The organism is Flavobacterium suaedae (genome assembly GCF_014642915.1).
Classification (GTDB): Bacteria; Bacteroidota; Bacteroidia; order Flavobacteriales; family Flavobacteriaceae; genus Flavobacterium; species Flavobacterium suaedae.
This window is the reverse complement of sequence record NZ_BMJE01000001.1, coordinates 244,813-257,273: the sequence shown is the minus strand read 5'-3', so window position 1 is coordinate 257,273 and position 12,461 is coordinate 244,813. Positions and strand designations below refer to the sequence as shown.

At 32.3% G+C, this 12,461-nt stretch carries 11 protein-coding genes; 3 read left to right on the top strand and 8 right to left on the bottom strand.

The features are described from left to right. Window positions 1-14: 14 nt before the first annotated feature. The 5 genes from lpxD to IEW45_RS01195 all read right to left on the bottom strand — a co-directional run bounded on the left by lpxD (window position 15) and on the right by IEW45_RS01195 (window position 4,368). Window positions 15-1,043 (bottom strand): UDP-3-O-(3-hydroxymyristoyl)glucosamine N-acyltransferase, encoded by a 1,029-nt coding sequence (lpxD, locus tag IEW45_RS01215; RefSeq protein ID WP_188619399.1) that lies wholly within the window; start codon window positions 1,041-1,043, stop codon window positions 15-17. 23 nt (window positions 1,044-1,066) lie between these two features. Next, complete coding sequence (locus IEW45_RS01210) at window positions 1,067-2,311, bottom strand: HD domain-containing protein (RefSeq protein ID WP_188619398.1); 1,245 nt, start codon at window positions 2,309-2,311, stop codon at window positions 1,067-1,069. 97 nt (window positions 2,312-2,408) lie between these two features. After that, window positions 2,409-2,654: a hypothetical protein gene (locus IEW45_RS01205; RefSeq protein WP_188619397.1), complete on the bottom strand. Its 246-nt coding sequence runs from the start codon at window positions 2,652-2,654 to the stop codon at window positions 2,409-2,411. A 12-nt stretch (window positions 2,655-2,666) separates the two neighbouring features. Further along, window positions 2,667-3,497 carry a 4,5-DOPA-extradiol-dioxygenase gene (gene ygiD / locus IEW45_RS01200; protein ID WP_188619396.1) on the bottom strand — a complete coding sequence of 277 codons (831 nt, stop codon included), beginning with the start codon at window positions 3,495-3,497 and terminating at the stop codon, window positions 2,667-2,669. Window positions 3,498-3,525: 28 nt separating this feature from the next. Next, entirely contained in the window at window positions 3,526-4,368 is an 843-nt protein-coding gene (locus tag IEW45_RS01195) for a CvfB family protein (protein WP_188619395.1), read from the bottom strand. A gap of 145 nt (window positions 4,369-4,513) precedes the next feature. Here IEW45_RS01195 and IEW45_RS01190 point away from each other — a divergent pair, with 145 nt between their 5' ends. Then, window positions 4,514-5,767, top strand: coding sequence for a hypothetical protein (locus tag IEW45_RS01190; protein ID WP_188619394.1), 1,254 nt, complete (start codon window positions 4,514-4,516; stop codon window positions 5,765-5,767). Window positions 5,768-5,778: 11 nt separating this feature from the next. Here IEW45_RS01190 and menD read toward each other — a convergent pair whose 3' ends face one another. Next, on the bottom strand, window positions 5,779-7,440 hold the full coding sequence (gene menD / locus IEW45_RS01185; protein ID WP_188619393.1) for a 2-succinyl-5-enolpyruvyl-6-hydroxy-3-cyclohexene-1-carboxylic-acid synthase: 1,662 nt from the start codon (window positions 7,438-7,440) through the stop codon (window positions 5,779-5,781). A 61-nt stretch (window positions 7,441-7,501) separates the two neighbouring features. Continuing rightward, the gene (locus IEW45_RS01180) at window positions 7,502-8,071 is read right to left on the bottom strand and encodes a glutathione peroxidase (RefSeq protein WP_188619392.1); all 570 of its coding nucleotides are present in this window, start codon (window positions 8,069-8,071) and stop codon (window positions 7,502-7,504) included. A 100-nt stretch (window positions 8,072-8,171) separates the two neighbouring features. Here IEW45_RS01180 and IEW45_RS01175 point away from each other — a divergent pair, with 100 nt between their 5' ends. Further along, complete coding sequence (locus IEW45_RS01175) at window positions 8,172-8,477, top strand: potassium channel family protein (protein WP_229665867.1); 306 nt, start codon at window positions 8,172-8,174, stop codon at window positions 8,475-8,477. A 35-nt stretch (window positions 8,478-8,512) separates the two neighbouring features. Here IEW45_RS01175 and IEW45_RS01170 read toward each other — a convergent pair whose 3' ends face one another. Next, window positions 8,513-11,653 carry a cytochrome c biogenesis protein gene (locus tag IEW45_RS01170; protein WP_229665866.1) on the bottom strand — a complete coding sequence of 1,047 codons (3,141 nt, stop codon included), beginning with the start codon at window positions 11,651-11,653 and terminating at the stop codon, window positions 8,513-8,515. 208 nt (window positions 11,654-11,861) lie between these two features. On the opposite strand from IEW45_RS01170, the gene IEW45_RS01165 reads away from it, so the two are divergent. Next, on the top strand, window positions 11,862-12,458 hold the full coding sequence (locus tag IEW45_RS01165) for a hypothetical protein (protein WP_188619390.1): 597 nt from the start codon (window positions 11,862-11,864) through the stop codon (window positions 12,456-12,458). The last annotated feature ends 3 nt before the right edge of the window (window positions 12,459-12,461 follow it).

Sequence of the window (12,461 nt, the reverse complement as noted above, 5' to 3'; positions counted from 1 at the left end):
CTTCAATTTATTTTTTAATTGTGTTCTTTATATTGTTGCTTTAGTTCATCTATTTCAGAAACTATTTTAGGCAGATTCTTAAAGTGTACATACGATTTATTAAAATCAGAATAGCCTAATGCAGGTGTTCCCTGTACTGCTTCGCCATCAGGAATACTTTTACCTACACCTGATTGCGCTTGAATGCGTACACCGTCGCCAATAGTTATATGCCCTACTATACCAACCTGACCGCCAATAATACAGTTTTTACCTATTTTGGTAGAACCTGCTATACCTGTTTGTGATGCTATAACAGTATTTTCGCCAATAACTACGTTGTGGGCTATTTGTATTTGGTTATCCAGTTTTACCCCTTTTTTAATTACTGTAGAGCCAAGTGTAGCCCTGTCTATAGTTGTGCCTGCACCTATTTCTACATCCTCTTCAAGTATTACATTACCTATTTGCGGTACTTTGCTATATACTCCTTCTTCATTCGGTACAAAACCAAAACCATCTGAACCTACTATACAACCTGAATGTATAATACAGTTGTTGCCTATTTCGGTTTCTGAATAAATACGTACTCCTGAAAATAATATTACATTGTCTCCAATTATTACATTATCTCCAACAAAAGTGTTAGGGTATATTTTTACGTTTTTCCCTATTACCACATTTTTACCTATATAGCTAAAGCTGCCAAGGTAAAGGTCTTCTCCGTATTTTACATTCTCAGAAATCATAGTATGGTCTTCAATACCTGATTTCATCAATTTTACCTGATTATAATATTCTAATAACTTAGAAAATGATTTATAAGCATCTTCTACCTTTATAAGTGTGGTAGATATTTCCTCTTCCGGCTCAAATGTATTATTAACTATAGTAATACTAGCCTGAGTAGAATATATATATTGTTGATATTTAGGGTTTGCAAGAAAAGTAAGCGAGCCTTTACTTCCTTCTTCTATTTTAGAGAGTTTATATACCTCTTCATTAGGGTTACCTACTACCTCGCCTTCAAGTATACCCGCTATTTGTTCTGCTGTAAATTTCATCCCGACAAAAATATAAAATTATATTAAATCGATACTTTTTCCAAAATTACTTTAGGAAAACACACGTAATATTTAGTTACCGGCTCTGATAAGGCTTTTATATTCAGTTGATCTGAGGCTTCTGCCACATCTTCTACCGTTTTGTTCTTTTTTAAAATATGTATTGGCTCTCCTTTTATGTTATATGCCTGATTTTTTATTTCACCACTAAACACGAAATATTCTGCTTCTGCTTCCTCTAAATCATATTCTTCCATTACAGAAGTTTTAATTTCAGTAATTTTAGCTTCATCAGCCTGTTCTGCTCGTAGCTTAATTTTAAGTAAATCACGGTTTATAATCATTCTGCTTAATTCACTCAATACAAAATCATTATGAAACTGCCATTCTTTTATAGCACTCATAACATCAAAATCATCTAATCGTGAAAATGTATTAAGTACATCTTCATTAAAATCATTTAAAGTTATTTTATTTTTAAGGAAAAACTGCAATGGCGCACTACAAATTAAATCGGCACCATTATGTACTAATTGTTTAGCACGCTTTAAAATTTTAGTAAGTATAAGTTCGGCCACTACACTGGTTTTATGTAAATAGGTTTGCCAATACATTAACCTTCTGGCCACAAGAAATTTCTCTACCGAATAAATTCCTTTCTCCTCTATAACCAATATATCATCCTGAACATTCATCATTTGTATCAATCGTTCAGAATTGATGTTTCCTTCTGCTACACCACTATAAAAGCTATCGCGCTTTAAATAGTCCATCCTGTCCATATCTAACTGACTGGATATAAGTTGCAGCATGAACTTTCTGTGGTATTCGCCTTTAAAAATTTTTATAGCAAGCGATAACTTACCCTTAAAAATTTCATTTAGCTTATCCATAAATAGCAGTGATATGGATTCGTGGTTTACATCTTCTACAATACTATGCTCCATAGCATGCGAAAAAGGACCATGACCAATATCGTGCAATAAAATGGCTATATAAAGAGCATTTTCTTCTTCTTCGGATATTTCAACACCTTTAAACTTTAATACCTGAACTGTTTTTTGCATAATATGCATACAGCCCAGTGCATGATGAAACCTTGTATGGTGTGCTCCCGGGTATACCAAATATGACATTCCCATTTGAGAAATACGGCGTAAGCGCTGAAAATAAGGGTGTTGAATAAGGTCGTAAACCAAAGGGTTTGTTATGGAAATAAACCCGTAAATAGGGTCGTTAAGTATTTTAAGCTTGTTGATACCGCTCACTGTAAAAGGTTATTTTTAACAAATATAACAAACATACTTTGTATAGTAGCAAAAGCCTGTAAATACTATATAAATATGAATAATTATAGTAAAGATTTTAATTATTCTCTTCTTGTTTTTTATGTCTGTCTTTTTTAATTGTTTTCCGAATGTTAGTTATGAGTAAGATAAAAACCAGACATATAATTAAGGTAATAACACCTACTTTTTCATACGGTTCAGGGAAAATAGAAAAATTATACTTTTCATTAAGAAAGGTAAGACCAAAGAAAATCAACAAATATATCACTCCCCATAGAAGCCACTTTAAAACTATTTTATTTTCTTCTTCTGCCTTTCCCATATTTACTAATATCTAGCCAATTAAAACAGATGTCATATTTAACGAACCGCCAACCAGTTTATCATTAAAAAAGCTAACTACATCTTTTTTATCTTTCAATGCTAACGAGTATAATAACGGATAGTAATGATCAGGTGTTGGTATAGCCAGTTTAGCAACTTTATTCAGCTTATCATAATCCATTAGGTCTTTATGGTTACTGTCTGCTATTTTTTGTTTGAATATTTCATTCATTTCAATAGCCCAGTCATAACCATAATTATCATCATTAAGTTTATCCCACGCTACCATTCTCAGGTTATGAACCATATTACCGCTACCTAAAACAAGCACACCTTTTTCACGAAGTTTAGCTAAATCCTTTGCAAGGTTATAGTGATATTCGGACGGTTTATTATAGTCTATACTTAATTGTAAAACAGGAATATCCGCATCAGGATACATGTGGCGTACTACCGTCCAAGCACCATGATCTAAACCCCATTCATGATCCATTTTTACATCAGTATGCGTTATTAGTTCCGAAGTTTGTTTTGCTAACTCAGGATTACCTTTGGCGGAGTATTGAACATCAAAAAGCTCCTGAGGGAAACCTCCAAAATCGTGTATGGTTCTCGGGCTATCCATAGCGGTAACATACGTTCCCCAAGTTAACCAGTGTGCTGATATTACCAATACTGCTTTAGGTTTTGGTAACTCTTTACCCAGTTTGCTCCAGTTTTGGGAAAACTCATTATCCTCAATACCATTCATGGGTGAACCGTGCCCTACAAATAAAACAGGTTGCTTATCGCCTTGTAGCTGTAGGTCATCAGTCCAATTTTTAAAAGTATGTAATGACATTTTATTACCTAATTACATTAATTGATGATTATACATCGTCTTTTTCAGCAAGGTAAATTCCATCATCTTTAATAGCTATAAGCCTTTGTTTATAAAGACTACCTATAGCTTTTTTAAAGGCTTTTTTACTCATTTGGAGTACCGTTTTTATATCTTCGGGATGACTGTTGTCATTTAATCCTAAAAAGCCTCTGCCCTCTTCTAGTTCCTGTAGTATTTTTGCTGCATTCGGTTCTATACCTTCTACTCCTGCTTTTTGCAACGTAACATCTATTTTATTGTCAGGGCGAATATTTTTTATGTATCCTTTAAGCCTTTCTCCCATTCTCAAGTCTTTATATACTTCATCTTTGTATAAAAGCCCTGTGTACTGTTCATTTATTATTACATTAATACCTAAATCAGTAGTATGCGTAACAATTAATGAAACTTCTTCCCCTTCCTGTACGGTTAAGTTCTCGTTATCGGTAAACTGACTTGTTTTACTTGAACCTACCAGTCTGTTACTTTTTTCATCGAGATACATATAAACAATATACCTTTTACCTTCTTCCATAGGACGTGCCTGCTCTCTAAACGGAACAAACAAATCTTTCTCTAAGCCCATATCTAAAAAAGCACCGTATTTGTTAACAAAACTTACACGAAGTGCAGCAAACCCATTTAATAAAATATAGGGTTTTAAGGTAGTGGCTACAGGACGTTCCTGCTGGTCGAGATAAACGAATGCTTCTATCTCCTCGCCTAACTCATACTGTTTAGGTATATATTTGTTAGGTAATAGTATATCGTCTTCTCCATTGGTTAAATAAAGCCCAACGCTTGTTTCCCTGTCTATAGTAAGGATATTATATTTTCCTATTTCAATCATTAGAATAAATTAAAGGGTTAAAGATACAAAGAATAGCTAGCATTAGAATAATTCATACAAGCATAACATTTCAGAGCAAATATTCATAAAATAAATATTATATGTTAAAATATTTATTAAATTTACTATATCTAACTTTAAAATTATGGAAAACAAAGATTATTTCAAAGCTATTACGTATTCTATAAACGAAGATGTAAAGTCAGAAAACTACGTATATACAGACGATTTGTTAAAGCTTATAAATGATGATGAATTAAAAGAAGCTATTATTAACAAGTATAATCTTGATACTAATTTAAAAATTGAAAATAATAAAATTGAATATCTATATAACTTAGTAAAACAATATTCTGAAAGGTTTACTCTAATTCGTTTAGAAGCTCAGGAAAAAGATGTAACATGCGAATTAAAATCTGAGGAAGTAACAGGGAAACCAATATATATTTTTCATATAAAAAATGGAAATGAAGGAGAATTATTATATGACTCGATTCATGCAGAAGCAATATATGACTCAATAAATCTATTTTACAGCAGCAAAAGTTTATCTCAATATGTAAAATCATTAAAAAAAGTTCCCGCAAAAAGAGGTTTACTTAATGACTTAAATGATTCCTGGTCTAAATATTACAATAATAATGAAAATGCCTCTAAAGCTAAATTATTTAGAATATTAAACCATAAAGAAAATTATTATTTAAAAAGTATTAATACTTCTGCATATAAAGAGTATGGTATAGCTGAGTCTTTTGTAATGACAATTCTTGAACTAGATAAATTTAAAAAGCAAAATCCTGATGTTGAATTTATTATTTCCTCAGTATCAATTAGTGAATCAAAACTTGACATTATTATATCTCAGAAAAAGTCTATTGAATTAGAAAGTTTAGGCTTCTTAAGATCTTCAATTTCAATCAGGAATAAAGATCAAGGAAACACTTCTTTTGGAGTATACTCTACCTTAGAGTTTTATCCCAAAAATAATAATGGAAACAAAATATATTTATTCCCAAAAGAAGATAAAAATAAAATTAAAAATTCTGTTACTTCTAATCATACTGTTTCAATAGAAACTTTTATTAAAACATTTTCTAATATAAATGAATTATTCAACTCAGGAGAACAACTTAAACAAGATTTTCATTTTTATCAGAAAAGTAAAAATTATGATGAACTAAGAGCTAAAATAGAATTTAAAATGATATCTCATAATAGCCCCTTTAAGAATATTACACGATTGAAGGAGTTATTCTCTAGAAAAAATACCGGACATATTGAAAATTTAGAAAAGTTGTTACGCGTTTGTGCTGAATCTGATTCAATAGAAATGGAATATGATTTAAAATTTAAACTTAGGTATCTAATTTCTAATGTATTGCTATACAACAAGTATTAATAACCATTAAATCAGATTAATTGTTTAAAAAACTCTTTTAATATTTTGTTGTTTTCAGTTGTTGGTGTAAATATTTCTAATATTTTCGGTTGCCCTGTTCTTTCTAAGAAACTTTCTAAAGCTATTTCTAAACTACTTTCATTATCAGCAGTATAATAGCCAAAACCAAACATTTTAGCTAAATGTGCTGCTGTATGGCTGTGTGAAGTTTCAAAATAGGTATTAAATACTGAGTTTTCCTGATGTCCCGGTAATATCCTGAAAATTCCGCCACCGCTATTATTAACTATAATAATTTTAAAATCTTTGGGTATATAGCTGTTCCACAAGGCATTACTGTCATATAAAAAGCTAATATCTCCTGAAATTAAAATTGTTTCTTTACCCGAAGCCAATGCTGCCCCAACTGCTGTAGAAGTACTGCCGTCTATTCCGCTTGTACCCCTGTTACAAAATACTTCTATAGTTGAGTTAATATCTAATAGCTGAGCATAGCGTATGCCTGCACTATTGCTTATTTGCAGTTGAATATTGTTTGGTAAAGCTGCTAAAACTTTTTCAAAAACTTTAAGGTCAGAGAAAGGTATTTCACTTAAGTATTTTTCACTCTTTTCTTTCCTAAATGCTTTTAATTGCTGTGCTTTTGCATTATACTCGCTTTGTACCTGTTGTACATTAGATAAGAAACTATTTAAAAAGGTATCAGGGTCTACTTTAAAGTGTTTGGTTAAAGCACTGTAAGTATCGTAAGCCCTTAGTTCATCTATATGCCAGTGTTCCTGCGGACTGTATTTTCGCAGCCATGCTTTTACCCTTTTAGAAACTACCATACCCCCGAAAGTTACTAGTATTTCTGGTCGATAGGCTTCAAAATCTTTATCCGTAAAAGGTGTTATAAAAACATCTATATTACTGATAAAACTAGCATCGTGCAGATTCGAAGTAGTCTCAGTCATTACTACAACTGAAGGGTCTTTAGCCAACTGTTTTATTATGGCTTCATCTATAGTGTTAGGAGGGTTTACACCTACTAAAACCAGTTTCTTTTTAGCATTATTCCATATATCAATATAATGCTGTAAATCTTCTTCGTTAAAGAAGTTATTTTCCAGCACCGTATCAAAAACTTTAGGCTGTACGCTAAGTTCTTCAACAGTATCATATAAAGGCTCTTCAAAGGGTACATTTATATGTACAGGACCTTTATTTATAAGGGCACTATTTATTGCATTATTAATCTTATCATCATTTTCAGCGGAAGCCTCTAATGTAAGATTAGCTGAATACAGTATATGATTGGCATATACATTTTCCTGTCGTATGGTTTGCCCGTCACCAATATCTATTTTATGTGGTGGTCTGTCTGCAGAAATAACTATAAGCGGTATCTGGCTGTAAAAAGCCTCTGCAACCGCAGGGTAATAGTTTAACAGCGCAGAACCCGATGTACATACTAAAGCGGTAGGTTTTTTAAGCTGTTGTGCCATTCCCATAGCGAAAAATGCTGCACAACGCTCATCGGCTATGCTGTAACACTTAAAATTAGGATTACTGCCAAAACCTATAGTAAGCGGTGCATTACGCGAACCGGGAGAAATTATAATATTGGTAACTCCTTTAGCCAAACATATTTCTATTACACTTTGGGCTAAAGGTATTTTAGGATATATCATATATATTCAAAACTATTTCGATGTGGTTTTATATCGAAATTTATAGCTTTTATAAATTGTTTTATTTTTCCCCTATCCAGTTAACAATATCAATGTCTATAGGTAATGTTTTTGGGCTTACTACTTTTACAACCTTACCTTCTTCATTTATAAGGTATTTTTGGAAGTTCCATTCTACATTACTATCCTGGAAACCATTTTTACTTTCTTCAGTAAGAAATTGGTATATAGGTGCTTTATCATCTCCTTTTACTGATATTTTTTCCATCATAGGAAAGGTAACACCATAATTTTTCTCACAAAAAGAGGCTATTTCTTCATTTGTACCGGGTTCCTGTTCTGCAAAATTATTAGCAGGGAAACCGACTATAACAAAGTTCTGGTCTTTGTAAGCATCGTATAGTGTTTGTAAATCTTTATATTGAGGAGTTAAACCACATTTAGAAGCTGTATTTACAATCATTATTTTTTTACCTTTTAAGTCGGCAAAGTCAAATGTTTCTCCATTTATATCATTTACCTTAAACTGATATATTGTTTGGTCATTCATATCTACTATTTCTGTTTTTTCTTCTTTTTTACAGCCGGCAAATAGCACCATACTGCATACTATAATTGCTAATTTTTTCATCGTTGTATTTTGTTATAAATTTAGAACTTAATTTCTATACACCCAATTATTACTTTATATTTAACCATTATTATATACACCTTAAACTACTATGCATTTTTTGAAAACTATATTAACTTTTTTACGAAACAGGGAATATAGAGATTTGTTATATACCACTGCTATAATATTAACAATAGGTACTTTCTCATATCACCATATTGAAGGTTGGAGTTATATAGACTCTCTTTACTTTTCAGTAGTAACCTTAACTACTATAGGTTTTGGCGATTTTACTCCTCAAACCGACTTAGGTAAGCTGTTTACTATTTTATATATTATAATGGGTATTGGTGTTATACTTACTTTTATAAATACGTTACAGCACCATTACACACAATCACAACAAAAGCGTAAGAAAAAATAAATCTTACGCTTTTGCTATATAATATTCTTGTTATACTATTTCTTTAAATACTTCCTGTATTTGAAATAAGATAGCCCACCTATTATAAATACTCCTAATGCCATCCAGAAAAAATACGAAGGTGTTCTTACCTCTCCGCTTGCATACGAGTGTAACCCTGTAAGGTAGAAGTTAACACCAAAGTATGTCATTAATATTGACGAAAACGCCAATACACTAAAGAAGTTATATATCCATGTACCTCGTAATGATGGTACAAAACGCATGTGTATTACAAAAGCATATACCATTATGCTAACTAATGCCCAAGTTTCTTTCGGGTCCCAACCCCAGTAGCGCCCCCAGCTTTCGTTAGCCCATTGCCCTCCTAAAAAGTTACCAATGGTAAGCATAACGAGCCCTACAGTAAGTGCCATTTCATTAATATAAGTAATCTCCTGTATGTTGAGTTTCATTTTCTCTTTATTCTTGTCATTTACAAACAGCATCAATATCATAGCTATAAGACCTAATATCATAGCCAGTGTAAACGGTCCGTAACTGGCTACAATAACTGCAACGTGTATCATTAACCAGTAAGAGTTTAGCACCGGTACAAGATTACCAATTTCAGGGTCAGTCCAGTTCCAGTGTGCTACCATTAATATGATTGAAGCCACGAAAGCAGCAGCAGCTACAGTTAGTTGTGATTTTCTGCCAAATGCCAAACCAAAGAACATAGTAGCCCAACCTACATATATAACTGACTCATAAGCATTACTCCAAGGAGCATGCCCTGACACATACCAACGTACTATTAAACCTGCAGTATGTAAAGCAAATAACAATCCTATAATTACGTGGAAGGTATTAGCACCTACTTTTACCCACTTTTTGTTATTAAATATTTTAATAATAACAAAAAGTATCATTAATAAGCCGGCATACATATACCATGAAAAAAGCTTTTTAAAGATGTCGTACTTATTGTAAAGAATTTCAGCATCTACCTTATCTTTACTGGGCATAACGTCTGCCCCGTATGTTTTTTGATAATTTTTTATGCCTACTAGCAACTCCTCTGATCGTGTAAAATCGTTGGTTTGGGTAGCTGATGCTAATGTTTGTAAATAATAAGGCAAAGCGTTTTTAATAGTATCTAAAGATGTACCTGTAGGCTCACCAAGTTCCACATACGATACCCATTTGTCATTTTCATGTTCCGGTATTGGGAATATCTTTAATATTTGCCCTGAAAGTGCTGAATACAGAAGATTAATTTTTTGGTCTATATCCATAAAATCCTTCTCGAACTTATTAGGCACAGGTTCACGGTATGCTTTCTCTAAAATTTCAGTAAGTTTATATCCTCCTCTTTCATCAAAAAAGTCAGAAAGAGCAGCATATTTAGCATCTTTTTCTACACCTGCAACTGCTCTTAAACTATCGTTACCACGCTTTAAGTAAATAATAGGAATATTGTACCACGCTTCATCCAACATTATCATAGATAAGAATGCTTGGTCGGCATTCATGTCTTTATAAGTATCACTTTTACTTACTTTTCGTAAAAGCTCAGATGAGAATGTATTTAACGGTTTCATTCTACCTGCATCCTGTATAATAACACGTCCAAACTTATCTGCCTGCTCTTCGTTTACTTTAAACTTATGAATAAGTGAATCAAGTTGTTTTTGGGTTGGTTTTTCATGTATATGTTGCTGAGAATAACCATTAAAAGCAAATAAAAATAATGCTGCTATAGTTAGTGTTGCTTTTTTAGCTTTTACTTTTTCCAGTTTTTTCTTCAGGTCGTTAAAACGTGTGTTTTTATCAAATAGAATTGCCATAAGACCTATGTACAGTAAAAAGTAGCCTATGTATGTAATCCATGTACCCCAAAAATCATGACTTACAGAAAGTACAGTTCCTAACTCATCATCATCAAAAGAAGCTTGGAAGAAACGGTAACCTCTATAATCTAAAACATGGTTCATATAAATATGAGCATCAAAAGTTTCATTCTTTTCATTATCAATTACAGTAGTTTTACTTTCAAACGAAGCAAAGCTTGACTCAGAACCAGGGTTTTTCTTTGCTATAAAATCGTTTAGTTTTATAGCGAATGGTAGTTCATAAACTTTACTGCCATACATAAAAGTATATTCAAGATTACCTATTTTAAATGATTGCGGAACTCCTACTTTTCCCCTGCTTCCTAAAAGGGTGACATCTTTCTCCTGCCCTTCCGAACGAACCGTTACTGTAAGCGCACCATCTGCTTTAGATTTTGCGTCGTTGTTAGACTCATAACCTATTGCTCCTTTTATAGCAGGCTCAGGAAATACAAAACGAGCTTGCCCCAACGTATATAACGAACGCATCATTAACGGCTGTACAGAGTCTTTAACTACATTACCCGTATGTTGGTCTGCCATTCGCATAAAGTTACCTTCAAAAGGAGAACTTATTGTATAGTTTTCTCCATCGGTAGTAATATTTATAGCTCCCGGAGTTTCTTTGTTTAAAGCAAAAAGTAAGTTGTGTATATTTTGTACTTCTCCTTCTTTTAGGTAATGTTCATGTCGGCTTCCGCTACTGGCTTCAACCATTTTAAGGTAAAACTGACCGTTTGGGTCTTCTTTAACTACCTCTTTGGCATCAATCATATAGTCTTTATACTCAATCTCAAAAGGTATATCGTTAAACTTATCAGCAATAGTAAAATCATTGCTGGATAATAACGGAACTTCTTTTACACTTAAAATTAAAGGTTTTTCGTAACTACGGCGGCGCATTTCTCCTTCATACTCACCGTCTACAAAAACAGTTAAATACGTTTTATCAGAATAAAACTGGTTTTGGGTAGCACCTTCTCTTATAGGCATCATACCCTCATAGCTAATGTAACGGGTAACAAAAGCACCTATGATAATAAGTATGAAAGAAAGGTGTAGTAAAAGTGTAGCCCACTTCTCTTTTTTATTCAATTGGTAACGTTTTATATTACCAAAAAAGTTCAATACAAAAATTAGCATTATAGCCTCAAACCACCATGCATTATATATAAAATTTCTTGCTGTATCTGTATTATGTGCGTCTTCTATAAAAGTCCCTATTCCCATTGCGGCAGCAAAAACCAAAAAGAGAACAGCCATTAATCGTGTAGAAGAAAAAAAGGATATTATTTTATTCATGAGTATTGCAGAACGATTATTTCAAATTCCTGCAAAAATACTGAAAACTTAAGTTTTTCTTATGATTTAAAAAATTAAAAGTCAAGAAAGACTTATTATTAAAACTATTTCTAAATTAAAATCATAAATCAATAATATTGCTAATTATCTTGTGTACTTATTAAAATACGATAATGTATATTATATTTGGCTCAGTAATATTTATATAATGAAGCTTTTTACAGTTACACTTTTACTTTTTCTTACTCCTTTTTTTGTTCACAGCCAGATAGAAGCTAAGACAAAAGATGGCAGGGAAGTTATACTTAATAATAACGGAACATGGATATATTCGGATAGTTTGTGTAACTATTTTATCAAAACTAAAACATATAGTAATGGTAAGAGTGTTGTTTATGCCAACAACAGCATAAAAGTAAAAGGAGAAGGAGAAAATTCAGGGCTGGAAATAATGCTCATGAAAACCTCTCAGTCTATAGTATTTACTATTACCACATTGGATAAAGAAATATGGTGTGTAGATAAAACAACCATAGCAACAGTAGAATTTACGAATGGTAAAACCATTGATTTACAGCAAATGGGTAATGAAAACTGTAATGGCGATTTCTCCTGTTTTTTAAGCGAAGTAATGGAAAACAACAAAGAATTAAAAAAGTTGTGCAAATACATGATTAAAAGTATAACCATAGCCTATACAATAAACAACAGTGAAAGTACCGTTACTAATAGTGTAAAAACAACTTTTACTACAGGCGATGCCTACAGAGTAAAAACTATAATGGAATGTTTAGCTAACAAATAATGA

What these genes read in the sequence shown, in the direction of transcription:
- lpxD (WP_188619399.1), bottom strand. Translation starts at nt 1,043, where the DNA reads ATGAAATTTACAGCAGAACAAATAGCGGGTATACTTGAAGGCGAGGTA.
- IEW45_RS01205 (WP_188619397.1), bottom strand. Translation starts at nt 2,654, where the DNA reads ATGGGAAAGGCAGAAGAAGAAAATAAAATAGTTTTAAAGTGGCTTCTA.
- ygiD (WP_188619396.1), bottom strand. Translation starts at nt 3,497, where the DNA reads ATGTCATTACATACTTTTAAAAATTGGACTGATGACCTACAGCTACAA.
- IEW45_RS01195 (WP_188619395.1), bottom strand. Translation starts at nt 4,368, where the DNA reads ATGATTGAAATAGGAAAATATAATATCCTTACTATAGACAGGGAAACA.
- IEW45_RS01190 (WP_188619394.1), top strand. Translation starts at nt 4,514, where the DNA reads ATGGAAAACAAAGATTATTTCAAAGCTATTACGTATTCTATAAACGAA.
- menD (WP_188619393.1), bottom strand. Translation starts at nt 7,440, where the DNA reads ATGATATATCCTAAAATACCTTTAGCCCAAAGTGTAATAGAAATATGT.
- IEW45_RS01180 (WP_188619392.1), bottom strand. Translation starts at nt 8,071, where the DNA reads ATGAAAAAATTAGCAATTATAGTATGCAGTATGGTGCTATTTGCCGGC.
- IEW45_RS01170 (WP_229665866.1), bottom strand. Translation starts at nt 11,653, where the DNA reads ATGAATAAAATAATATCCTTTTTTTCTTCTACACGATTAATGGCTGTT.
- IEW45_RS01165 (WP_188619390.1), top strand. Translation starts at nt 11,862, where the DNA reads ATGAAGCTTTTTACAGTTACACTTTTACTTTTTCTTACTCCTTTTTTT.